23 protein-coding genes and 2 pseudogenes are annotated in these 24003 nt (G+C 59.1%); 19 read left to right on the top strand and 6 right to left on the bottom strand.

Annotation, left to right across the window (positions count from 1 at the left end):
- Window positions 1–130: 130 nt before the first annotated feature.
- From gshA to tauD, 5 genes are all read left to right on the top strand, one after another.
- The gene (gene gshA, locus ACYZTU_RS02350) at window positions 131–1714 is read left to right on the top strand and encodes a glutamate--cysteine ligase (protein WP_461967751.1); all 1584 of its coding nucleotides are present in this window, start codon (window positions 131–133) and stop codon (window positions 1712–1714) included.
- 167 nt (window positions 1715–1881) lie between these two features.
- Window positions 1882–2859 (top strand): taurine ABC transporter substrate-binding protein, encoded by a 978-nt coding sequence (gene tauA / locus ACYZTU_RS02345; protein WP_461967750.1) that lies wholly within the window; start codon window positions 1882–1884, stop codon window positions 2857–2859.
- A gap of 16 nt (window positions 2860–2875) precedes the next feature.
- Entirely contained in the window at window positions 2876–3670 is a 795-nt protein-coding gene (tauB, locus tag ACYZTU_RS02340; RefSeq protein WP_461967749.1) for a taurine ABC transporter ATP-binding subunit, read from the top strand.
- Entirely contained in the window at window positions 3667–4506 is an 840-nt protein-coding gene (gene tauC / locus ACYZTU_RS02335; RefSeq protein ID WP_461967748.1) for a taurine ABC transporter permease TauC, read from the top strand. The genes tauB and tauC overlap by 4 nt, the downstream gene beginning before the upstream one ends.
- A gap of 60 nt (window positions 4507–4566) precedes the next feature.
- Window positions 4567–5409 (top strand): taurine dioxygenase, encoded by an 843-nt coding sequence (gene tauD / locus ACYZTU_RS02330; RefSeq protein ID WP_461967747.1) that lies wholly within the window; start codon window positions 4567–4569, stop codon window positions 5407–5409.
- 50 nt (window positions 5410–5459) lie between these two features.
- Here tauD and mgrA read toward each other — a convergent pair whose 3' ends face one another.
- The 4 genes and pseudogenes from mgrA to ACYZTU_RS02310 form a co-directional block, all read right to left on the bottom strand.
- Window positions 5460–6497: an L-glyceraldehyde 3-phosphate reductase gene (gene mgrA, locus ACYZTU_RS02325; RefSeq protein ID WP_461967746.1), complete on the bottom strand. Its 1038-nt coding sequence runs from the start codon at window positions 6495–6497 to the stop codon at window positions 5460–5462.
- Between the two features lie 136 nt (window positions 6498–6633).
- Entirely contained in the window at window positions 6634–7098 is a 465-nt protein-coding gene (locus ACYZTU_RS02320; protein ID WP_461967744.1) for a type II toxin-antitoxin system HicB family antitoxin, read from the bottom strand.
- Window positions 7095–7277, bottom strand: coding sequence for a type II toxin-antitoxin system HicA family toxin (locus tag ACYZTU_RS02315; protein WP_461967742.1), 183 nt, complete (start codon window positions 7275–7277; stop codon window positions 7095–7097). The genes ACYZTU_RS02320 and ACYZTU_RS02315 overlap by 4 nt, the downstream gene beginning before the upstream one ends.
- A 129-nt stretch (window positions 7278–7406) precedes the next feature.
- A pseudogene (locus ACYZTU_RS02310) lies at window positions 7407–7974 on the bottom strand (LysR substrate-binding domain-containing protein); the annotation flags it as partial.
- Between the two features lie 29 nt (window positions 7975–8003).
- Here ACYZTU_RS02310 and ACYZTU_RS02305 point away from each other — a divergent pair.
- Window positions 8004–8129 (top strand): annotated as a pseudogene (locus tag ACYZTU_RS02305) (SDR family oxidoreductase); the annotation flags it as partial.
- Between the two features lie 66 nt (window positions 8130–8195).
- Window positions 8196–8456: a hypothetical protein gene (locus ACYZTU_RS02300; RefSeq protein ID WP_461967740.1), complete on the top strand. Its 261-nt coding sequence runs from the start codon at window positions 8196–8198 to the stop codon at window positions 8454–8456.
- 27 nt (window positions 8457–8483) lie between these two features.
- On the opposite strand, the gene betT is transcribed toward ACYZTU_RS02300, so the two are convergent.
- Both betT and epsC read right to left on the bottom strand, forming a co-directional pair.
- Window positions 8484–10439: a choline transporter BetT gene (gene betT / locus ACYZTU_RS02295; RefSeq protein ID WP_461970935.1), complete on the bottom strand. Its 1956-nt coding sequence runs from the start codon at window positions 10437–10439 to the stop codon at window positions 8484–8486.
- 310 nt (window positions 10440–10749) lie between these two features.
- Window positions 10750–11676: a serine O-acetyltransferase EpsC gene (epsC, locus tag ACYZTU_RS02290; protein ID WP_461967738.1), complete on the bottom strand. Its 927-nt coding sequence runs from the start codon at window positions 11674–11676 to the stop codon at window positions 10750–10752.
- Window positions 11677–11868: 192 nt separating this feature from the next.
- Between epsC and ACYZTU_RS02285 the strand changes: the two genes are divergently transcribed.
- The 12 genes from ACYZTU_RS02285 (at window position 11869) to ACYZTU_RS02230 (ending at window position 23971) form a co-directional block, all read left to right on the top strand.
- Entirely contained in the window at window positions 11869–12861 is a 993-nt protein-coding gene (locus ACYZTU_RS02285) for a D-cysteine desulfhydrase (RefSeq protein ID WP_461967736.1), read from the top strand.
- Window positions 12862–13085: 224 nt separating this feature from the next.
- On the top strand, window positions 13086–13880 hold the full coding sequence (gene tcyJ / locus ACYZTU_RS02280; RefSeq protein ID WP_461967734.1) for a cystine ABC transporter substrate-binding protein: 795 nt from the start codon (window positions 13086–13088) through the stop codon (window positions 13878–13880).
- Entirely contained in the window at window positions 13880–14545 is a 666-nt protein-coding gene (tcyL, locus tag ACYZTU_RS02275) for a cystine ABC transporter permease (protein ID WP_461967732.1), read from the top strand. Before tcyJ ends, tcyL begins: the two co-directional genes overlap by 1 nt.
- Window positions 14546–14549: 4 nt before the next feature.
- Window positions 14550–15305: an L-cystine ABC transporter ATP-binding protein TcyN gene (gene tcyN, locus ACYZTU_RS02270; protein ID WP_461967731.1), complete on the top strand. Its 756-nt coding sequence runs from the start codon at window positions 14550–14552 to the stop codon at window positions 15303–15305.
- A 474-nt stretch (window positions 15306–15779) separates the two neighbouring features.
- Window positions 15780–16544 carry a hypothetical protein gene (locus tag ACYZTU_RS02265; protein WP_461967730.1) on the top strand — a complete coding sequence of 255 codons (765 nt, stop codon included), beginning with the start codon at window positions 15780–15782 and terminating at the stop codon, window positions 16542–16544.
- A 231-nt stretch (window positions 16545–16775) separates the two neighbouring features.
- Window positions 16776–18017, top strand: coding sequence for an SfnB family sulfur acquisition oxidoreductase (locus ACYZTU_RS02260; RefSeq protein ID WP_461967728.1), 1242 nt, complete (start codon window positions 16776–16778; stop codon window positions 18015–18017).
- Window positions 18018–18040: 23 nt separating this feature from the next.
- The gene (locus ACYZTU_RS02255; protein ID WP_461967726.1) at window positions 18041–19234 is read left to right on the top strand and encodes an SfnB family sulfur acquisition oxidoreductase; all 1194 of its coding nucleotides are present in this window, start codon (window positions 18041–18043) and stop codon (window positions 19232–19234) included.
- Window positions 19234–20601, top strand: coding sequence for an LLM class flavin-dependent oxidoreductase (locus ACYZTU_RS02250; protein WP_461967724.1), 1368 nt, complete (start codon window positions 19234–19236; stop codon window positions 20599–20601). The genes ACYZTU_RS02255 and ACYZTU_RS02250 overlap by 1 nt, the downstream gene beginning before the upstream one ends.
- Window positions 20602–20652: 51 nt before the next feature.
- On the top strand, window positions 20653–21462 hold the full coding sequence (locus ACYZTU_RS02245) for a MetQ/NlpA family ABC transporter substrate-binding protein (RefSeq protein ID WP_461967722.1): 810 nt from the start codon (window positions 20653–20655) through the stop codon (window positions 21460–21462).
- Window positions 21463–21464: 2 nt separating this feature from the next.
- Complete coding sequence (locus tag ACYZTU_RS02240; protein ID WP_461967719.1) at window positions 21465–22586, top strand: methionine ABC transporter ATP-binding protein; 1122 nt, start codon at window positions 21465–21467, stop codon at window positions 22584–22586.
- On the top strand, window positions 22576–23220 hold the full coding sequence (locus ACYZTU_RS02235) for a methionine ABC transporter permease (protein WP_449642894.1): 645 nt from the start codon (window positions 22576–22578) through the stop codon (window positions 23218–23220). The genes ACYZTU_RS02240 and ACYZTU_RS02235 overlap by 11 nt, the downstream gene beginning before the upstream one ends.
- Before the next feature lie 124 nt (window positions 23221–23344).
- Window positions 23345–23971, top strand: a complete 627-nt coding sequence (locus ACYZTU_RS02230; protein ID WP_461967717.1) for a class I SAM-dependent methyltransferase — start codon at window positions 23345–23347, stop codon at window positions 23969–23971.
- Window positions 23972–24003: the final 32 nt, after the last annotated feature.

Genomic DNA, 24003 nt, shown 5'->3' with positions numbered 1-24003 from the left:
TGGCGACTTGGCTGACTGACATTGGTCTGCCGGCTCAAAAACCAGGCGAAAACGCCAGTTTCAACTTCACCCTTGTAGACCGTCTTGCCCACCCCCATATTGGGGCGACTGACGCGTGAAGGAATCCAACTTGAGCGAACTTCTCAACCGCCGCCTGGCTCTGCTCGGCGAGCGAGCTAACCTCTCTCTGCTCGAACAGTGCCTGCACGGCATCGAACGTGAATGCCTGCGCGTGACCGGCGAAGGTCGCCTGGCGCAAACGCCGCACCCGGAAGAATTGGGTTCCGCGCTGACCAACGAACAAATCACCACCGACTATTCGGAATCGCTGCTGGAGTTCATCACCCCGGCCCTGCCCGACCCGGCAGACACCCTGGCGAGCCTCGACAGCATTCACCGTTTTGCCTACAGCAAGCTCGGCAACGAGTACCTGTGGAGTCCATCGATGCCGTGCCCGTTGCCGGCCGAGGAAGACATCCCGATCGCCTATTACGGCACCTCCAACATTGGTCAGCTCAAGTACGTCTACCGCAAGGGCCTGGCCCTGCGGTACGGCAAGACCATGCAGTGCATCGCCGGGATTCACTACAACTTTTCCCTGCCGGAAAAGCTCTGGCCGCTGCTCAAAGAGGCTGAAGGTTTTGTCGGCACCGACCGCGACTATCAGTCGTCGGCTTACATCGCGCTGATCCGCAACTTCCGTCGCTACAGTTGGCTGCTGATGTACCTGTTCGGCGCCTCCCCTGCGCTGGACGCCGGTTTCCTGCGCGGTCGTTCGCACCAGTTGGAACAACTGGACCCGGACACCTTGTACCTTCCGTACGCCACCAGCCTGCGCATGAGCGATCTGGGTTACCAAAGCAACGCCCAGGCCGGGTTGACCCCGTGCTACAACGATCTGGCCAGTTACACCGACAGCCTGCGCAAAGCGGTTGCCACGCCGTATGCGCCGTACGTCGAAATCGGTACACATCAGGACGGTGAGTGGGTTCAGCTCAACACCAACATCCTGCAAATCGAAAACGAGTACTACTCCAACATCCGCCCGAAACGTGTGACCTACACCGGCGAACGGCCGATCCAGGCGCTGATGGCCCGCGGCATTCAGTACGTCGAAGTGCGTTGCCTGGACATCAACCCGTTCCTGCCGATGGGCATCGACCTGCCGGAGTCGCGGTTCCTCGACGCGTTCCTGCTGTATTGCGCGATGAACGACAGCCCGCTACTGACCAACACCTCTTGCGGCAACGCGACCTCGAACTTCCTCAGCGTGGTCAAGGAAGGTCGCCGCCCGGGCCTGCAACTGCAACGCGACGGTCATCCGGTGGACCTGAAAGAGTGGGCCAGCGAGTTGCTGGAGAAAATTGCTCCACTGGCTGCGATGCTGGATGAGAGTCATGGCGGCGATGCGCATCGCAAGTCAATGGATGTGCAGCTGGCCAAGGTCAAGGATCCTTCCCTGACGCCATCCGCCCAAGTGCTGGCGGCGATGGCTGAGCACAAGGAGAGCTTCAGTCAGTTCTCCCTGCGTCAGAGCCGCGCGCATGCGGAGTTTTTCCGCAGCGAGCCATTGAATGGTGATGATCAGGCGAAATTTGAAGCGCGGGCGCGTTCGTCGTTGGCTGAGCAGGTTGAGCTGGAGCAGAACGAGGTGGGCGATTTCGATGTGTTTGTCGGGTCGTATCAGGCGAGCATTCTGGCGATTAGCAACTAACCTCCTTGGCACTGATCATTCCCACCCCGGAGCGTGGGAACGATCAGGTTACCTGCTTAGAATTTTCCGCTCATAAGCTCATTCGAAAAAGTTATTTATTTTCGGATTCTTAGATCATTTAGTCTCCTTTCACGCCGACTTTCGGTCGTCTGACAAGGAGCTTCTCAATGAAATTGACTTTCCCCCTTCGCCTGCTGGCGGCCGCGTCTCTGGCTGCGGTGAGTTTCTTTGCCCAGGCGGCTGACGTCACCGTCGCCTACCAGACCACCGTTGACCCGGCGAAAGTCGCCCAGGCCGACGGCGCATACGAAAAAGCCACCAACGCCAAAATCGACTGGCGCAAATTCGACAACGGGGCCGACATCATCGCCGCCATCGCTTCCGGCGACGTGCAGATCGGCTACCTCGGTTCCAGCCCTCTGACGGCTGCAATCACCCGCAAGGTCCCGGTAGAAACCTTCCTCATCGCCACCCAGATCGGCGCCGCTGAAGCCCTGGTCGCTCGGGACGGTTCCGGGATCAAAACTCCGCAGGACCTGATTGGCAAGAAAATCGCCGTGCCGTTCGTTTCCACCGGCCACTACAGCCTGCTGGCCGCCCTGAAGCACTGGAACATCGACCCGTCGAAAGTCACCGTCCTCAACCTCGCACCACCGGCGATCGTCGCCGCCTGGAAACGCGGTGACATCGACGCCACTTACGTCTGGGACCCAGCGCTCGGTGTGGCCAAGGAAAACGGCAAAGTACTGATCACCTCCGGCGAACTGGCCAAGTTCGGCGCGCCGACTTTCGATGCCTGGATCGTGCGTAAAGACTTCGCCGAGAAACACCCGGAGATCGTGACCGCGTTCGCTAAAGTGACCCTGGATGCCTACGCCGACTACCGCAAAGACCCGAAGGCCTGGCTCGCCAACCAAAGCAACGTCGACAAGCTGGTGAAACTCTCCGGCGCCAAGGCCAGCGACATTCCGTTGTTGCTGCAAGGCAACGTCTACCCGCTGGCGGCTGATCAGGTGATCACCCTCGGCGCGCCGACCACCAAGGCCATCACCGACACCGCCGCGTTCCTCAAGGAACAAGGCAAGGTCGAGGCCGTGCTGCCGGATTACGCTCCCTACGTCAGCGCCAAGTACATCACCAACTGATCGGGAGTTAACTGCGATGGCTTTGCTTCAGCTGGAGCGCATCAGCGCACAGTACCCCGGCGCAGCGGAACCTGTGCTGGCGGATATTTCTCTGAGCCTTGGGCCCCAGCAATTGCTGGTCGCCCTCGGCCCGTCCGGCAGTGGCAAGACCTCGCTGTTGAACCTGATTGCCGGTTTCGTCGAGCCTAGCGCCGGGCGGATCACCCTCGATGGCGTGCCGGTCAAAGGCCCGAGCGCCGAACGCGGCGTGGTGTTCCAGGACGATGCGCTGCTGCCTTGGCAGGACGTGTTGGCCAATGTCGGTTTCGGTCTGGAACTGGCCGGCATTTCCCGGGACAGACGCGAAATCCGCGCGCGGGAAATGCTCGCCTTGGTGGACCTTTCCGATTTCGAAAGTCGCCGAATCTGGCAACTCTCGGGCGGCCAGAAGCAGCGTGTTGGTCTGGCTCGCGCCTTGGCAGCCGACCCTCGGGTTTTGCTGATGGACGAACCCTTCGGCGCCCTCGATGCTTTCACCCGTGAACAAATGCAGGAGCTGCTGCTGCAAGTCTGGCAGCGCACCGCCAAGCCGGTATTTCTGATTACCCATGACATTGAAGAAGCGGTGTTCCTCGCCACTGACCTGATTCTGTTGGCGCCAAACCCTGGGCAAATCGTCGAGCGCCTGAGCCTGGACTTCGGTCAGCGTTACGCCGCTGGTGAGTCGGCACGCTCGATCAAGTCCGACCCGCGCTTTATCGAAACCCGCGAACACGTGCTCGCGAAAGTGTTCTCCCAACGCAGCACCGCCCAGCGGCAGGAGCGCGCATGAGCAGCTATGAAATTCCGGCCGCGACGGTAAAAACCAACGGCCAATCGGTGGTCATTCCGGTACGTCGCAGCCTCAGCACGCGGTGGATCAGCGTGCTGACGCTGGTCGCGCTCGTGGTCATTTGGTGGGCCGTCACCGCCACGGGGATGATCGAACCGCTGTTCCTGCCACCACCCTCCGCCGTGCTGCAAAAAGGCTGGCTGCTGGCGACCACCGGCTACATGGATTCGACCTTGTGGCAGCACTTGGGCGCGAGTCTCAGCCGAATCGGTTTGGGTCTGGGTTTCGCGGTGCTGACCGCCGTGCCGGTCGGCATCGCCATCGGCCACAACCGCATCGCTCGCGGCATTCTCGATCCGCTGATCGAGTTTTACCGCCCTATCCCGCCATTGGCTTATCTGCCGCTGATCGTGATTTGGTGCGGCATCGGTGAGCTGTCGAAAGTTTTGCTGATCTACCTCGCGATCTTCGCCCCGATTGCCATCGCTACCGCCACCGGCGTGCGCACGGTCGACCCGGCCAAATTGCGCGCGGCGCAGTCGTTAGGTGCGACCCGGGCGCAGTTGATTCGCCATGTGATTCTGCCGAGTGCGTTGCCGGACATTTTGACCGGTGTGCGGATTGGATTGGGTGTGGGTTGGTCGACGCTGGTCGCCGCCGAATTGATCGCCGCCACCAGCGGGCTGGGCTTCATGGTGCAGTCGGCCGCGCAGTTCCTGGTCACCGATGTGGTGGTGCTGGGGATTCTGGTGATCGCGTTGATCGCCTTCGCCATGGAGATGGGCTTGCGCGCCCTGCAACGCAAACTGGTGCCGTGGCATGGCCAGGCTCACTAAGACGTTTTGATCGCACTGACTACGCCGACAGCTCGGCGCCCCGGATTGAAGAGAAAGACCATGAGCATCCTGACAATCGTCCCCCTTAGCTCGGCCCTCGGCGCGCAAATCAGCGGCGTCGACATCAGCCAGCCGCTGAACCTGGAACATCGCGACGCCATCGAGCAGGCATTGCTCAAGTATCAGGTGCTGTTCTTCCGCGAGCAGCCAATCGAGCCACAGCAACAAGCGCGATTCGCCGCCCATTTCGGCGACCTGCATATTCACCCGATCTACCCGAATGTGCCGGAACAGCCCGAAGTGCTGATCCTCGACACCGCCGTCACCGACGTGCGCGACAACGCCATCTGGCACACCGACGTGACCTTCCTGCCGACCCCGGCCATGGGCGCAGTACTCAGTGCCAAGCTGCTGCCGGAGTTTGGTGGCGACACACTGTGGGCCAGCGGCATCGCGGCGTATGAAGCGTTGTCCGCGCCGATGAAAACCTTGCTTGAAGGGTTGACGGCTACCCACGACTTCACCCGCTCGTTTCCGCTGGAACGTTATGGCAACACGCCTGAAGCGTTGGCCCAGTGGGAAGAGGCGCGCAGGAAGAATCCGCCGTTGTCACACCCGGTGATCCGCACGCACCCGGTGAGCGGGCGCCGGTCGTTGTTCGTCAATGAAGGCTTCACGTCGAAGATCAATGAGCTGTCGGAGACCGAAAGCGAGGTGATTCTGAAGTTTTTGTTTGCCCACGCGACACGGCCGGAGTTTACGATCCGCTGGCGTTGGCAGAAGGACGACGTGGCGTTCTGGGATAACCGCGTGACACAGCATTACGCCGTGGATGATTACCGGCCGGCGCGGCGGGTGATGCAGCGGGCGACGGTGCTGGGGGATGTGCCGTTTTTCCGGTAACCCGATCGTTCCCACGCTCTGCCTGGGAACGATCAGACTCCAACCCGAGATCACTCAGCCGTCGAAGGCTTCTCCCAAAGATTAATCCCACCTTCCTGGGCAAACCGATCAATCTCCGCCAATTCCTCCGCGCTAAAGCTCAAATTCTTCAACGCCCCGACGTTCTCGACAATCTGCTCCGGACGGCTCGCACCGATCAGCGCCGAAGTCACCCGCGGATCGCGCAACGTCCAGGCCAATGCCAACTGCGCCAGACTCTGACCGCGACGCTTGGCGATCTCATTCAACGCACGCACATGAGCGATGTTGGCTTCGGACAGGTGCGATGTCTGCAACGAACCACCGCCCGGACGATTGACCCGCGCATCCGCCGGCACACCGTTGAGGTACTTGTCAGTCAACAAACCCTGAGCCAGCGGCGTGAACGCAATCACACCCGTACCGAGTTCGTCCGTCGTATCCAGCAGGTCTTTTTCCACCCATCGATTGAGCAGGTTGTATGCCGGTTGGTGGATCAGCAATGGGACTTTCCACTCTTTCAACAACGCGGCCATTTCACGGGTTTTAACCCCCGAGTAGGACGAGATGCCGATGTACAGCGCCTTGCCCTGTTGCACGGCGGTAGCCAGTGCGCTGGCGGTTTCTTCCAGCGGCGTGTCCGGGTCGAAGCGGTGGGAGTAAAAGATGTCCACGTAATCCAGACCCAGGCGTTGCAGGCTCTGATCAAGGCTGGCCAGCACGTATTTGCGCGAACCGCCGCCCTGACCATAAGGGCCGGCCCACATGTCCCAACCGGCCTTGCTCGAGATAATCAGTTCGTCGCGATGCTGCTTGAAGTCTTCGCGCAGCAAATGACCGAAATTGGTCTCGGCGCTGCCATACGGCGGGCCGTAGTTGTTGGCCAGGTCGAAATGGTTGATGCCCAGATCGAACGCGGTACGCAGCAACGAACGCTGGGTGTCGATCGGCGTGCTGTCGCCAAAGTTGTGCCACAGGCCCAAAGACAGTGCCGGCAGCACCAGCCCGCTGCGCCCCACGCGGCGGTAAGGGATGGAGTCATAGCGGTTTTCGGCAGCGGTGTAGGTCATCGAATCCTCTCTTGTCTGTCTTGAATTGGGTATCGACTGCTTCGCAAGTTGCCCAGCATACGCCCAGACAAACGCCGATAAACCTCTGACTCGAGAAAATGCTGAAACGTTTCATAGATTCTTGATCCACCCACGTTTACGCCGACAACTCCCGCAGTGCGGCAGCAGCCAAAAAGCCAGACCTTGAGTTATATCGCTGATCCCGTCTGACCGTTTGGTCGATACGTTCAAGCAATTGCTCAGGCAGCGTGGCATTAAAGCGCACCGACTTGCCGAAGTAAGGCGTGATATCGAATTCGACCACACCCCACACGCCGCCTGCGTAATCAGGGTTATCAAAATGAGCGTCAATCTCACGCACCTGCGGCAGTGGATGGCCATCGGCCACCAAGCCTTCATAGTGCAACGACAACGCTTCTTTTACGTTTTCAAATGCCTGCGCCACAGTACCGCCTGCGGAGAAGCAACCCGGCACGTCCGGGACAATTACTCCGTATTCTGAGTCGACATCCTTATGCAGAACGACCGGGAATTTCATTTCGGTGAGTCCTTCCTGTGATGTGGCCCCTTCGGGGCTTTCGTATCCGATTTCGGGCTTCATTTCAGACCCGCCTGTTTCAATATGCTGTTGATCGTTCCTTTTGGAAGCTCTGAGTCCGGGTGTTTTATCGTCACCCTCCCTGGCTTGCATGGATGCTTGTACTGATGATGGCTGCCTTTCACGGCCACCAGACACCAACCATCCTCTTCGATCATCCTGATCATTTCCCGACTTCGCATCACCTTCGTCCTTGTGGGCAGCATCTGCTGAGCACATTACGCGACGAACAAGCTTTTAATACACACCATACACACTATGATAAATATTAGCCGAAGGTAAGAAGATCCAACTTGCCCGTGGACCAACGGCTACCGAGCATCCGCAAACACTTCCCCCAACCAATCCACAAACACCCGAACCCGTGGCGACATGTGTCGGTTGTGGGGATACAGCACTGAAACCGGCATCGGCGGTGGCGGCGTGTCGATCAGGATTTCTTGCACCAGGCCTTGGGATCTGCGTTTCCATTCGGTAATGCGGACACTGGATCAGGCCCAGCCCGGCAATCGCCGAAGCTGCGTAGATTTCCGCACCGAATACCGTCGATGGCTACCTCTTTTTGGTTCGCCATCGACCATGAATAGGAAATAACTTGGCGGTCGTGCGCGAGACGTAGTTCACGGCACGATGATGTTTCAGGTCATCGAGACTTTTCGGTTCGCCGTATTTGCGCAGGTACGCGGGGCTGGCGCAGGTGATTTATCGCAGGTTGGCGACGCGCTTTGCGATCAGCGCCGAATCAATCAGCGCGCCCGCGCGCAGCACACCGTCGACGCCTTCAGCGATCAAGTCGACAAAACGGTCGGCCTCGCTGATGGACAGTTCGATGTCCGGGTAGCGCGCCATGAACTGTGGCAATGCGGGGATCACAAAATCGCTTTGACTTGATCCACGCTGTGCTCCTCAAGATGCCCCCGCTGGAACGTCTGGCTCAGCCAGAAGACATCTCCCGCGTCGTGTCCTTTCTGGTAGGCCCGGATTCGGCCTGGGTCAACGGGCAGATTTTGCGGGTCAATGGCGGGCTGGTTTAACTAAGCTCACACTGACACCGCAGTGCCGACTCAAAGGCAACACACATTTGAAGGGCGGAACACACCATGCACACCACCATCATCATCACCTTCGGCCTGATCCTGCTGGCGCTGATGCTGTTCATCGGCGAGAAAATCGGTTTCAGCCGCCAGACCCTGACCTACAGCTTTGTCGTGCTGTGGTTCGCGCTGACGTTAATCAACGGTGCAGTCGGCATGGTCAGCGCTGGCCAGCCCTTTAGCACGGAGCTGGTAGTCGGCAGCGCCGTATTCGGCGTGCCGGCGGCGGCGATGGTGCTGTTCATGGTGTTGAGCGCCGAGACCTGAAAAGGGCCCGGCGCCACCGGTTCTCGATCAACGCACCAAATGCAAAAACTGCATGTGCCGTTCGTACTGATCGAGGATGTCGTTGATGATCTGCTCCTTGGTGTAGCCCACCAGATCGTAGTCCTGACTGCCCTCGCTCAAATGCACTTCGGCGCGGTAGTAACGACGGTTGTTGAGTTCCTTGGAACCCATGCCGCCACGGGCAAAGGACGGCGTGAAGTAGCCACGCATCTGCGCCTGATAGATAAACGGATGCTCCTCGCCGTGACCGATTTCCAGGCTGACGTTGTCGTTGGCCGGGTCCGGCTGAGTGACCACGTTCAAACCCTTCTCGACGAACACCGCCGAGACGTCTTCAATCGCCGGGCGCACCGTCGTATCGAGGAAGCGGTAAACCTCATCGCGAGATGGGAAATGCACGGCCTGAGTCAAGCGTTGACGCCAGCCGCCACGTCTCGATCCGGATACTGGTGCCAGGGAATGCATCTGCGCGATCTGCTTCTGCGACTCCAGATAGAACGCTTTGTGCAGCCCCCACATCATCAGCAGCAAAATCATGGAGAACGGCAACGAAGTCAGCACCACAGCTGACTTCAGCGCATCGATGCTGCCGGAGAACAGCAACGCACTGGTCACCAGCGCCGTCATCGCGCCCCAGAACACTCGCAGCCATTTCGGCCCGTCTTCATCCGGGTTGCCGCCCTTGGCGGACAGCGTCGACAACACCACCGTGCCGGAGTCGGCCGAGGTGACGAAGAACACGAAACTGATGAACACCGTCACCGCGATGACCGTTTTGCTCCACGGATAGGTTTCCAGCAGCAGGTAGAGGGTCATCGACGGGTTGTCGATGGCCGACATGCCGAGGGCGCTCATGCCGTGGTTGAGGACTTGATCGATGGCGCTATTACCGAAGATCGACATCCACGCCAGGGTGAAACCGAGCGGAATCAACAGCACGCCGAAGACGAATTCGCGAATGGTTCGGCCACGGGAAATCCGTGCGATGAACAGGCCCACGAACGGCGACCATGCAATCCACCAGGCCCAGTAGAACACCGTCCAACCGCCCAGCCAGTCGCTGGGTTTATCGTAGGCGTACAGGTCGAAACTCTTCATCGGCAACGCGCCGAGGTAGTCGCCGATGTTCTGGATCAGCGTGTTGAGCAGGTGCTGAGTGGGGCCGGCGAACAGCACGAACAGCAGTAGCGCGCAGGCCAGCAGCATATTGATGTCCGACATCACCCGCACGCCCTTGTCGACGCCCGACACTGCAACGATGATCGCCGCACCCATCATCAGCGTGATCAGGCCGACCTGAATCCACTGCGTGTGAGCGATGCCGAACAGGTAGTCCAGACCCGAGTTGAGGTGCAACACGCCAAAACCCATGTCGGCACCGAGGCCGAACACCGTGGCGATGATGCCGAAGCCGTCCACTGCGTAGCCGATCGGGCCATTGATGCGCTTGCCAATCAGCGGATAGAGCGCCGAACGCAGGGCCAGTGGCAGGTTATGTCGATAAGCGAAGTAGGCCAGCGCCATGCCGACGAAGGCGAACACACCCCAGCCGTGCAGGCCCCAGTGCAGAAACAGAATCTGCATCGCCTGACGCGCCGCATCCGCCGTGCCTGCCTCGCCTTGCGGTGGTTGCGACAAATGGGTCAGCGGTTCGGACACGCAAAAGAAAAACAGCGTGATGCTGATCCCGGCGGCGAATAGCATGCCGGCCCAGGACAGGTAACTGAATTCGGGTTCGTCGTGGTCGGCACCGAGCTTGATTTTGCCGTAGCCAGACAAGGCGGTGACCACCACGAAGACCAGATACAGGGTCATCGCGAGCATGTAATACCAGCCGACCGTGTTGGCCGCCCAGTTTTGCGCTTCCAGCAGCCAGGCACCGGCCTGTTCAGGCAAGGCAATAACCACAATGCCGAACAACAGAATGAAACCCGCGGCAAAGTAGAACACCGGCGGATTCATGCGGACCTGGCCGCTTGGAGGGGTGGAAGGTGCACTCATGAAAGGCGCACCTCAAAGGGGTGGAACAGGGCAATCATTAACGGACTCGGCAAAGGCAAGCCTCCTGTTGTGAGCGGGCAGCGAACCGGCGGTTTAACTTGAATGAGCGTTCAAGTTAAACATGGATAGGGCGCTAAGGACTAATCGCAAGGCTCGGCGGTGTGTTTTGTACGCTAGCTCAAGGAAGGGTATGACGCTGCGGAGAACGCATTCGTTCAGTGACGAAAGATCGTTCCCACCACTCTGCGTGGGAACGATCAGGTGGGGGGACCTACTTCTGCGTCCCATCATCATGCTGCAGATTCGCCTGAGTCAGGTTGCAACCGGCCGGTACGCTGCGGGTCAGCCAGACATTGCCGCCAATAGTCGAACCCTTGCCGATAGTGATCCGCCCCAAAATCGTCGCCCCGGCATAGATCACCACATCATCCTCAACAATCGGATGCCGTGGATGGCCCTTCTGCAACTGGCCGTCCTCATCCGCCGGGAAGCGTTTGGCGCCCAACGTCACGGCCTGATAAATCCGCACGCGCTCACCAATAATTGCCGTCTCGCCGATCACCACGCCCGTCCCGTGATCGATGAAGAAGCTGCGACCAATCTGCGCGCCAGGGTGAATGTCGATGCCGGTGGCCGAGTGGGCGATTTCCGCGCTGATCCGTGCCAGCAACGGCAATCCGGCGCGGTACAAATGGTGGGCCAGACGATGATGAATCACCGCCAGAATCCCCGGATAGCACAGCAACACTTCGTCGACGCTGCGAGCCGCCGGATCGCCGTGATAGGCCGCCAGCACGTCGGTGTCGAGCAGACTGCGCAGCCCCGGCAATGCGAGGGCGAAGTCCTGAATGATCTGAATCGTTTTGGCCTCGACCTCAGTATCGGCCTGGTCACTGTGGCGAGCGGCGTAGCGCAGTTCGAGTCGCGCCTGAGCCAGCAACGCGTTCAACGCAACGTCCAGCGTGTGGCCGACGTAGAAGTCTTCACTCTCCTCGCGTAGATCCACCGGGCCGAGGCGCATCGGGAACAACGCGCCACAGAGGGCTTCGAGAATCTCTGCCATGGCCGCTCGGGAAGGCAACTCGCGACCGCCCTGTTCGGTGCTGGCGCGGCCGTTTTGTAAGCGCCACTGGTCACGCGCCGTGCGCAGTTGGCTGACGATGGTCTGCAGTTGCCAATGACTGGAACGCTCGCTCACGGTAAAAACTCCTCACGGGCGGCCGGACTGCCTGGCCGCGTTATTGGCAATTACTCTACGGCATGGCCGGGAAGGCGAATTAAGAACCGATTGTGCTGTGCTCAACACTTTTGGGTATAAGTCGATTGCCGGTTGCCCCGTTAAATAGGCGTGCCTATAGTCCTGTCATCTCCCACCGCCAGTACGGACCCCATGATCAAACAACAGCTTGCCCGCTTTAACCGTCTCGACCTGCTCGGTCATCCCACCCCCCTCGAAAAACTCGAACGTCTGTCGGCCTGGCTGGGCCGCGATGTGTACGTCAAGCGTGATGACCTGACGCCGCTGGCCATGGGCGGCAACAAGCTGCGCAAACTCGAATACCTGGCGGCCGATGCGCTGGCACAAGGTGCCGACACCTTGATCACCGCGGGCGCGCTTCAGTCCAACCACGTGCGCCAGACCGCCGCCATTGCGGCCAAGCTTGGCCTGGGCTGCATAGCGCTGCTGGAAAATCCCTTGGGTACCGACGACGCTAACTACGTCGGTAACGGCAACCGACTGTTGCTGGACCTGTTCGATGCCAAGGTCGAGTTGGTGGAGAACCTCGACCACGCTGACGACCAACTGCAAGCCTTGGCCGACCGTCTACGTAACAACGGCAAGAAGCCGTATCGGGTGCCGATTGGTGGATCGAATGCATTGGGCGCTTTAGGTTATGTGCGCGCTGGGCTGGAGTTGGCCGAGCAGATCAAGGACACCGGACTGACATTCGCCGCCGTGGTCCTGGCCTCGGGTAGCGCCGGAACCCACAGCGGTCTGGCGCTGGCATTGAGTGAAGTACTGCCGGATTTGCCAGTGATTGGTGTCACGGTATCCCGCAGCGATGAAGATCAGCGCCCGAAAGTCCAAGACCTCGCCGAACGTACTGCCGAGCTGTTGGGTATGAGCCTGCCAGACAGTTTCAAGGTCAAGTTGTGGGACGAGTATTTCGGCCCGCGCTATGGCGAGCCGAATGCCGGGACACTGTCGGCGGTGAAGCTGGTGGCGAGCCAGGAAGGGCTGTTGCTCGATCCGGTCTATACCGGCAAGGCCATGGCCGGGTTGCTCGACGGAATCGGTCGTCAGCGGTTCGATGAAGGTCCAATCATTTTCCTGCACACCGGTGGGGCACCGGCGTTGTTTGCCTACAAAGACTTTCTTTGACCGATGGTTCCACGCGGGAGTGTGGAATCACACTTATTCCTAAAAAGAATAACAAACATTATATTTATTATTTTCCAATCTAAAAGCCTCGTCATATAGTCGCGCCGCAGGCGAATTTGCAGCGAGACGCATACGCTGCTTTAGGGCAGGATATCGCAGTCGTTCAAATCCCGAATTTGCCAACTTTCCTTAAGCGTCTTCCATAAGAAACACAGGGGCTTGTCATGAATTTCTCCGCACTACGTCGAAATCTGCTGGTTGGTACGCTGGGCCTGGCGCTGAGCGCCGGTCTGTTGGGTCAAGCAGTTGCCGGTGAGCAGCTGCAAAAAATCAAAGACGCTGGCGTTATCAACATCGGCCTGGAAGGCACTTACCCACCGTTCAGTTTCGTCGACGCCGACGGCAAGCTGGCTGGCTTCGAAGTCGAGTTCTCCGAAGCCCTGGCCAAAGAGCTGGGCGTGAAGGTCAAACTGCAACCGACCAAATGGGACGGCATCCTCGCAGCGCTGGAATCCAAGCGTCTGGACGCCGTGATCAATCAGGTGACCATCTCGGACGAGCGCAAGAAGAAGTATGACTTCTCCGAGCCGTATACCGTTTCCGGGATTCAGGCGCTGGTTCTGACCAAGAACAAAGACACCATCAAGACCGCCAATGACCTGGCCGGCAAGAAAGTCGGTGTGGGCCTGGGCACCAACTACGAGCAGTGGGTGAAAGCCAATGTGCCGGGCGCTGACATCCGCACCTACGAAGATGACCCGACCAAGTTCCAGGACCTGCGCGTCGGCCGCATTGACGCCATTCTGATCGACCGCCTCGCCGCGCTGGAATACGCCAAGAAGGCCAAGGACACTACCGCCGCCGGCGAAGCGTTCTCCCGTCAGGAGGCCGGTATTGCCCTGCGCAAAGGCGAGCCTGAGTTGCTGGCAGCAGTGAACAAGGCGATCAATAAACTGCGCGCCGATGGCACCCTGGCCAAGCTCTCGGAAAAATACTTCAACGCTGACGTCACTAAATAATGGAAGAAGCTTTCCAACTTGCGCTGGACTCCACGCCCTTCCTGCTGAAGGGCGCGTATTACACGGTGATCTTGAGCCTGGGCGGGATGTTCTTCGGCCTGGTGATGGGCTTCGGCCTGGCGTTGATGCGCCTGTCGCGCTTCAAACTGGTGAGCTGGCTTGCCCGCATCTACGTGTCGTTCTTTCGCGGCACGCCGTTGCTGGTGCAATTGTTCGTGATCTATTACGGCTTGCCGCAATTGGGCATCGAACTTGATCCGCTGCCGGCAGCCCTGATCGGCTTCTCGCTGAACATGGCTGCCTATGCCTGCGAAATCCTGCGTGCCGCGATCAGCTCCATCGAGCGCGGCCAGTGGGAAGCCGCCGCGAGTATCGGCATGACCCGCGCGCAGACCCTGCGCCGGGCCATCCTGCCGCAAGCGATGCGCACGGCTCTGCCGCCGCTGGGCAACAGCTTCATTTCGCTGGTCAAGGACACCGCGCTGGCAGCCACCATTCAGGTGCCGGAGCTGTTCCGTCAGGCGCAGCTGATCACCGCCCGTACCTTTGAAATTTTCACCATGTACCTTGCCGCCGCGCTGATCTACTGGATTCTGGCCACGGTGCTTTCGCACCTGCAGAACCAGTTGGAAGCACGGGTCAATCGGCACGATCTGGAGTCCTGACCCAATGATTGTCGTGGAAAAACTGACAAAGCAGTTCAAGGGTCAAGTGGTGCTCAACGGCATCGATTTGGAAGTGAAGGAAGGCGAGGTGGTTGCGATCATCGGGCCTAGTGGCTCGGGCAAGACCACATTCCTGCGTTGCCTGAATTTTCTGGAGGAACCCACCAGCGGCCGGATCAAGGTCGGTGACATCGAGATCGATGGCAGTCGTCCACTGAACCAGCAGCAAGGTCTGGTGCGACGGTTACGCCAGCACGTAGGTTTCGTGTTCCAGAGCTTCAACCTGTTCCCCCATCGCACCGCCCTGGAAAACGTCATCGAAGGCCCGATCGTGGTGAAAAAAATCCCACATGCCGAAGCCGTTGCCTTGGGTAAAAAGCTCTTGGCCAGGGTTGGCCTGGCGGGCAAGGAAGACGCTTACCCGCGACGCCTTTCCGGTGGTCAGCAACAGCGTGTGGCGATTGCCCGTGCACTGGCGATGGAACCGGAAGTGATTCTGTTCGACGAACCGACCTCGGCACTTGACCCGGAACTGGTGGGTGAAGTGCTGGCGACTATTCGCAGCCTGGCCGAGGAGAAACGCACCATGGTCATCGTCACCCACGAAATGGGCTTTGCCCGGGACGTGGCGAACCGTGTGGTGTTTTTTGATAAAGGTGTGATCGTCGAGCAAGGCGAAGCCAAGGCGCTGTTCGCCAATCCGAAAGAAGAGCGGACCAAACAGTTCCTCAGCAAGTTCTTGAATAACGCTCATCACTGAAACACCGTCTCACCACTTATTAACTTCCATGGATGGAAGTGATAACTATCCCGTCAATAAAATCTCTCAACCCTTCCGAACAATAGATATTCATTCAACGCTGAGTGCGGTACATATATATGTACTGCAACAGATTAACCTCGCCTAAAATTCGCCAAAACCAGCCTTCTCACAGAACTGATCTCGCCGTCCACAACGCACTCAAAAGCCCATAAATTGCGGTAAGTTCGACAGAACGGTGCAGCTTACTAACTTCAATGCGTAGGATTTTTCTGAATAATTACAGATTGCAAACTTAACTAGCCAGCTCTATTGACACCTACTCAAGCGCACTCTTATCTAGTCTTCAACAGGCGTCGATATCGCACTCATTCATTATTTCATTCAAAAATAGTGAACAGTTTGTTGCCCGGCAATTCACGCCTTTCGAACTTTCAGAAACGGACTTTCGCTGCAGGCTTCAAGGAGAAACCCATGACAAGTACTTCGAACAAACCCGAACTTGCGGCCCCGACTCTGGCGCAATCTCACAAGACCTGCATCAACATCATCTCGGCGGCTCACCTGCTGATCGATGTGGCGCCCTACCCCGGCATGGACGAAGGCGACCTGATCGAACTGTTCTGGGATAACTGCTACGTGGCCTCCAGAGTGCTTACGGCCAACGATGTCGCCCAACCGGTCCAACTGCGTGTGCCCGAGAGCTTCATCGCCAATGGCACCTCGCGTGTTCACTACCGGATCATGCAGATCGGGCAAGGGCCAACCCTGTCGCCCGCCAGCCGGGTCCTGATCAAACTCGACTGCCCTGGTGGCCAACCGTCTGCGCTGTGCGGCGATGAAAACCAGGGTCTGGAGCCCGTAAACATTCCCGAGACCATTCGCCGTCAGGGGGTCAATCCGAACCAGATCAAGCGCGGGGTTCCGTTGACCATCGAGCCTTACCTGAACATGGCCGCCGACGACGAAATCACCCTGCGCTGGGGCGATGTACGTATGGATCTGCCACGACTCAAGGCCTGCGATGTCGGCCAGCCGATCCAGGTCTGGGTGCCTGCGGCGATCATTCTCGAAGCCGGCGAAGACCTGCGGCTGGAAGTGACTTACTGCATTCTCGACCGGGTGGGTAACAACTCGCGCTGGGCACCACCGCGCAGGCTGAAGATTGGTTGTGCGAATCCCTACTTGAAGGCTCGGCCGAAGGAAATGTTAATGGCTGCCGAACCCCGCGAACGCTAAGGGCCCTGCTACAAAGGGTACGTGAGGCGTCTTCTATGCATATTCCTAAAAGTTAGTTTATTTATTATTTATACGCGCTTAGGGTATATACACCGGACCACCGGACATTCTTGTTTTCGTTCGTCGCAACCCTCGCGGCGTTTCCATGAGATGTGAGGTAGGTATGGTCCGGAACACAATCACCCCAGTGCAGATCGCCAGGGCATTGCGTGCAGCCAAGGAGCGGCACTGATGTCCAGTCTGGCAGATGCAATCGTCCAGAGTGATCTGGACATCGCCCCGCTGTTGTTGCCCGCGCAGGTCTTGCGCAACGACGCACAAGCCATCAAGGCTGCCCATGAGCTGGCGCAAGTCGCCCGTCTGCAAGCAGCCAAACGCGACCAGCAGCGCAAGCTACCGTGGTCGGAAATCGAACAGTTCACCCGCAGCGGCCTGGGCAGCATTGCCATCCCGCGTGAGTACGGTGGCCCGCAGGTTTCGTTCGTCACGGTTGCCGAAGTCTTCGCGATCATTTCCGCGGCCGACCCGGCATTGGGACAGATCCCGCAGAACCAGTTCGGCATTCTCAATCTGGTGCTCGGCACCGCCACCGAATCGCAAAAAAAACAGCTGTTCAAAAGCGTGCTCGACGGCTGGCGAATCGGTAACGCAGGACCTGAGCGCGGCACCAAAAACACCCTTGAGCTCAAGGCACGAATCACCGCTGACGGTGACGGCTTCGTTCTCAACGGGCAGAAGTTTTATTCCACCGGCGCGCTGTTCGCCCACTGGGTCGCCGTCAAGGCGCTGAACGACGACGGCAAGCAAGTGCTGGCCTTCGTCCGCCGCGGTACACCGGGTCTGCGCATCGTTGATGACTGGTCGGGCTTCGGCCAACGCACCACCGCCAGCGGCACCATTTTGCTCAATAACGTGCAGGTCGACGCCGAGCTGGTGGTGGAAAACTGGAAGATCAATGACAGCCCGAACATTCAAGGCGCCGTGTCGCAGTTGATACAAGCAGCCATTGACGCCGGCATCGCCCGAGGCGCCATCGACGACGCCATCGAATTCGTGAAAACCCGTGCACGGCCGTGGATCGACGCCAAGGTCGAACGGGCCAGCGACGATCTCTATGTGATTGCCGACATCGGAAAACTGAAGATCGAATTGCACGCCGCCGAAGCGCTGCTGCGCAAGGCCGGGCAAGTGCTCGATCAGGTCAGCGCCGCGCCGCTCACCGCCGAGTCTGCCGCCCGCGCCTCGATTGCCGTGGCCGAAGCCAAAGTGCTGACCACCGAGATCTCGCTGCTGGCCAGCGAAAAGCTTTTCGAACTGGCCGGCAGTCGCGCCACCCTCGCCGAATTCAACCTCGACCGCCACTGGCGCAACGCCCGCGTGCACACGCTGCACGACCCGGTGCGCTGGAAATATCACGCGGTCGGGACTTACCACCTCAATGGCACGCTACCCGCTCGCCACTCCTGGATTTAACGACCAGATCTCTGGAGAAACACATGACTCTTTCTCACCACGTCGCGGTCATAACCAGCGATGAGCAAGCCCTGATTGTCGCCAGTGACCTGGCCGAAGACTTCAAGCGCGACAGCGCCCTGCGCGACCGCGAACGCCGTTTGCCGCACCCGGAACTGGAAGTGTTTTCCCGCTCGGGTCTCTGGGGCATCAGCGTGCCAAAAGAATACGGCGGCGCCGGGGTTTCCAACGTCACCCTGGCCAAAGTGATCGCGTTGATTGCCCAGGCTGACGGTTCACTCGGACAAATCCCGCAGAACCATTTCTATGCGCTCGAAGTGCTTCGCGTGAACGGCAGCGAAGAGCAGAAAAAACGCCTCTACGCAGAAGTCCTGGCCGGTCAACGATTCGGCAATGCCCTCGCGGAACTGGGCACTAAAACCGCCCATGACCGCGTCACCAGCCTGGCCCGTGACAGCAGCGGCTATCGCATCAACGGCCGCAAGTTCTACGCCACCGGGGCGATTTATGCCCAGCGCATCCCGACCTCGGTGGTGGATGAAAACAGCGTTCAGCAATTGGCGTTCGTGCCGCGCAACAGCAGAGGCTTGACGGTGATCGACGACTGGAGCGGCTTCGGCCAGCGCACCACCGGCAGCGGTTCGGTGGTGTTTGAAGATGTCTACGTCGCCGCCGAAGACGTGATCCCGTTTCAAAGTGCGTTCGAGCGCCCGACCACCGTCGGCCCGTTGGCGCAGATTCTTCACGCCGCCATCGACACCGGCATCGCCCGGGCTGCCTATGAAGATGCGCTGCATTTCGTGCGCACCAAGACTCGGCCGTGGATCGATTCCGGCAACGACAACGCCACCGAGGACCCGCTGACCATCAAGAGCTTCGGCCACTTGAGCATTCGTCTGCACGCCGCCGAAGCCTTGCTGGAACGCTCCGGCGAATTCCTCGACAAGGCTCAGGCCGACACCAACGCCGAGACCGTCGCTGCTGCATCAATTGCGGTCGCCGAAGCCCGCGCCATCAGCACCGAGATTTCCCTCGCAGCCGGCAGCACGCTGTTCGAATTGGCCGGCAGCCAGGCAACCCTGATCGAACACGGCCTGGATCGCCACTGGCGCAACGCTCGGGTGCACACGCTGCACGACCCGGTGCGCTGGAAGTATCACGCGGTCGGCAATTACTACCTCAACGATGAAAACCCGCCACTGCGGGGGACGATCTGATGCCCTCGCCTTTAACAAAGAGAAAAAAGATTTTGCTCAACGCGTTCAACATGAACTGCATCGGGCACATCAACCATGGTCTGTGGACGCATCCACGGGACAACTCCACTCAGTACAAAACGATCGAATACTGGACCGAACTGGCGCAACTGCTGGAGCGTGGACTGTTCGATGGTCTGTTCATCGCCGACATCGTCGGGGTTTACGACGTCTACCAAAACTCAGTGGATGTGCCGCTGAAAGAGTCAATTCAATTACCGGTCAATGATCCGCTGCTGCTGGTTTCGGCGATGGCTGCCGTCACCAAAAACCTCGGCTTCGGACTCACTGCCAACCTGACTTACGAACCGCCGTATCTGTTCGCCCGACGCATGTCCACGCTCGATCACCTGAGTCGCGGCCGGGTCGGCTGGAACATCGTCACCGGCTACCTCGATAGCGCCGCCAAGGCCATGGGCTTGAGCGAACAGGTGGAACACGACCGTCGTTACGATCAGGCCGATGAATATCTGCAAGTGCTCTACAAACTCTGGGAAGGCAGTTGGGAAAACGGCGCGGTGCTTAACGATCCGCAGCAGCGAATCTACGCGCAGCCCGAGAAAGTGCACAAGGTCGAGCACAAGGGCGAGTTCTATCAGGTCGAGGGTTATCACCTCTGCGAACCCTCGCCGCAGCGCACGCCGGTGCTGTTCCAGGCCGGCAGTTCGGATCGCGGGTTGCTGTTCGCCGGGCGACATGCCGAGTGCGTGTTCATCAGCGGCCAGAACAAACCGTCGACCAAAGTCCAAGTGGACAAGGTTCGCGCCAGTGCCGTCGAGGCCGGGCGCAACCCCGAGGACATCAAGGCGTTCATGGGGCTGAACGTGATTGTCGGCGAAACTGAAGAGGCAGCCTGGGCCAAGCATGCCGAGTACTTGAGCTACGCCAGTGCCGAGGCCGGCGTGGCGCATTTCTCGGCGTCCACCGGAATCGATTTCTCCGAATACGCCATCGACGAACCGATCCAGTACGTGAAGAGCAACGCGATCCAGTCCGCCACCAAGAACCTGCAAAACAACGACTGGACCCGCCGCAAATTACTCGAGCAACACGCCCTCGGAGGACGCTACATCACCGTGGTCGGTTCGCCTGAGCAAGTGGCCGATGAGCTGGAATCGTGGATCGCAGAAACCGGGCTGGATGGTTTCAACCTGACGCGGATTGTCACGCCGGAAAGTTACGTGGACTTCATTGAACTGGTGATTCCGGAGTTGCAGCGCAGAGGGTCGTACAAGACCGCTTACGACACCGGCAGCCTGCGGGAAAAGCTGTTTCACGGCGAGGCGCATCTGCCTGAGCAACACACCGGCGCTGCCTACCGGCGCTAAAAGCATCGCGACCAAACACCACACATCTATGCACTGACTGGAAAACTCATCATGACCAAAAACTACCTCTCCCACCCAGTCAAAGCACTGGCCCTGGCCCTCGGCCTTTTCAGCTCCGCCACCTTCGCTGCCGACGCAGCGTTGAAAGTCGGAACTACCGCCGCCTTCGCCATTCCCCTGGAAGCCGCCGTCGAAGAAGCCAAAAAACAGGGCCTACAAGTCGACTTGGTGGAGTTCAGCGACTGGATCGCGCCCAATGTCAGCCTCGCCGCCGGTGACATCGACGTAAATTACTTCCAGCACATCCCGTTCCTGGAAAACGCCAAGGCTGCCGCCGGTTTCGACCTGGTGCCCTTCGCGCCGGGGATCATCAACAACGTCGGCCTCTACTCGAAGAAATACAAAAGCTTCGACGAACTGCCAGAAGGCGCCAGCGTGGCGATCGCCAACGACCCGATCAACAGCGGCCGTGGCTTGCAACTGTTGGCCAAGGCCGGACTGATTACGCTCAAACCGGGTGTCGGCTACAAAGCCACCGAAGAAGACATCATCGCCAATCCGAAGAAGATCAAAATCCTTCAAGTGGAAGCCGTGCAACTGGTACGCGCCTATGACGACGCCGATCTGGTCCAGGGCTACCCAGCCTACATTCGCTTGTCGAAGACCTTCGACGCCAGCTCCGCCTTGCTGTTCGACGGCCTCGATCACAAGGAATACGTGATCCAGTTCGTGATCCAGCCGAAAAGCAAAACCGACCTGCGCCTGATCAAGTTCGTCGACATCTACCAGCATTCGCCGGCCGTTCGTGCAGCGCTGGATAAAGCCCACGGCAAGCTCTATCAAGCCGGTTGGGAAAGCTGAACATGGCAGCCGCGATCCAACGGCGACTGGAAATTCCGGAGCCTCAGCAAGCTGAACATACCGAACTGCACCCGGACCTGAATCGCGCCCACGTGCGCTTCATCGGCCTGGGCAAAACCTACAACGGCCAGCAAGGTCCGGTGGCCGCCCTGCACGGCATCGACCTGGCGATCCAGCGCGGCGAAGTGTTCGGCATCATCGGCCGCAGCGGCGCCGGCAAATCGTCGCTGATCCGCACCATCAACCGCCTGGAACAACCGAGTTCGGGGCGTGTGCTGATCGATCAGGTCGACATCGGTGTATTCGACGAAGACCGCCTGGTAGCGCTGCGTCGGCGCATCGGCATGATCTTCCAGCACTTCAACCTGATGTCAGCCAAGACGGTTTGGCAGAACGTCGAGTTGCCGCTGAAAGTGGCCGGTGTGCCGAAGGACAAACGCGAGCAGAAAGTCCGCGAATTGCTCGAACTGGTGGGCCTGCAAGAGAAGCACAAGGCCTACCCGGCGCAGCTTTCCGGCGGGCAGAAACAACGCGTCGGCATCGCCAGGGCGCTGGTGCATGACCCGGCGATTCTGCTGTGCGACGAAGCCACTTCGGCGCTGGACCCGGAAACCACGCAATCAATCCTCGGCCTGCTGCGCGAGATCAATCAGCGCCTGGGCCTGACCATTGTGCTGATCACTCACGAGATGGCGGTGATTCGCGATATCTGTGATCGGGTCGTGGTGCTGGAACACGGGCGAATCGTCGAACAAGGGCCGGTCTGGGAAGTCTTTGGCAACCCGCAGCACGAGGTTAGCAAAACCTTGCTGGCGCCGTTGCAACACGGCCTGCCAGAAGAACTGCAAAGCCGTTTGCGTGTGCAGCCGCAGTCCTCGGATGACGCGGTGGTGCTGCGACTGCAATTCACTGGCGCGGCTCACGACGAGCCAGATCTGGCGGCGCTGTTCGGTGCCCTGGGCGGTCGTGTGCGCTTGCTGCAAGGCGGCGTGGAACGGATTCAGGGCCATGCACTCGGGAAACTGCTGCTGGCGGTGACCGGTTCGTCCCTCGGTGCAGAGGAATTGCGGCAACGCGCCGGCAACTGGGCGCAACAGGTGGAGGTGCTGGGTTATGTGGTTTGATCGTTTGCTGCAAGGCTTCATCGACACGTTTTTGATGGTCGGCGTTTCATCATTGATCGCACTGCTGGCGGGCATTCCGCTGGCGGTGATCCTGGTCACCAGCTCCAAGGGCGGGATCTACGAAGCACCGGCGCTGAACCGCGCATTGGGCGCGTTCGTGAACCTGTTCCGCTCGATTCCGTTTCTGATTTTGATGGTGGCGTTGATTCCGTTTACACGGTTGATCGTCGGCACCACGTACGGTGTCTGGGCCGCCGTGGTGCCGCTGACGATTGCTGCCACGCCGTTCTTTGCGCGCATTGCCGAAGTCAGTTTGCGTGAGGTCGATCACGGGCTGATCGAAGCCGCGCAAGCGATGGGTTGCCGGCGCCGACACATCGTTTGGCATGTGCTGCTGCCTGAGGCGTTGCCGGGGATTGTCGGCGGTTTCACGATTACGTTGGTGACGATGATCAACTCGTCGGCCATGGCCGGGGCAATTGGTGCCGGTGGGTTGGGCGATATCGCCTATCGCTACGGGTATCAGCGCTTTGATAGCCAGATCATGTTGACGGTGATTGTGTTGCTGGTGGTGTTGGTGGCGGTGATTCAATTGGGCGGGGATCGGTTGGCGCGGGGGTTGAATAAGCGTTGAGACTGCCGGATTGATTTGTTGAGTCTCAAATTACTGGACCAATTCAAGCCCGCGATGGGCTGCGCAGCAGCCACCGGCTTCATGGCGTATATTCGGCAAACCCCAATTGCCTGCGCAGCCGACCATGAAACAGACTCCCACCGACCTCGAGCAGATCACTGCCACTACACTGGGCCATTACAACTCGGTGGCCGAAGGTTTTCGCGAAGGCACTCGCGATCACGATGTCAGTCAGAACATTGATGCGCTGCTGCGGCATATTCAGGGTGTGGCGCCGTTCGACATTCTGGATTTTGGCTGCGGGCCGGGGCGTGATTTGCAAACCTTCACGCGCATGGGCCATACCGCTGTCGGGCTTGATGGCTCGGAGAAGTTTGCGCAGATGGCGCGCGAAGACAGCGGTTGTGAGGTGTGGCAGCAGGATTTCCTGAAGCTTGATCTACCATCTGAGCGCTTCGACGGGATTTTTGCCAATGCGGTGTTGTTTCATATTCCGCGTCAGGAATTGCCTCGGGTGTTGAAGCAATTGCGCGGGGCTTTGAAGCCGGGTGGGGTGTTGTTCAGTTCCAATCCTCGGGGCGAGAATCAGGAAGGCTGGAACGGGCCACGGTATGGGGCGTATCACGATCTTGAGGCGTGGCAGCAATTACTGACGGCGGCGGGGTTTGTGGAGTTGGAGCATTACTACCGGCCTGCGGGGTTGCCGCGGAAGCAGCAACCTTGGTTGGCGAGTGTTTGGCGTAAAGCTTGAACATGATCGTTCCCACGCTCCTGCGTGGGAAC

This window comes from Pseudomonas sp. HLT2-19-2, assembly GCF_054898005.1.
This window is presented reverse-complemented; position numbering and strand designations above follow the sequence as displayed.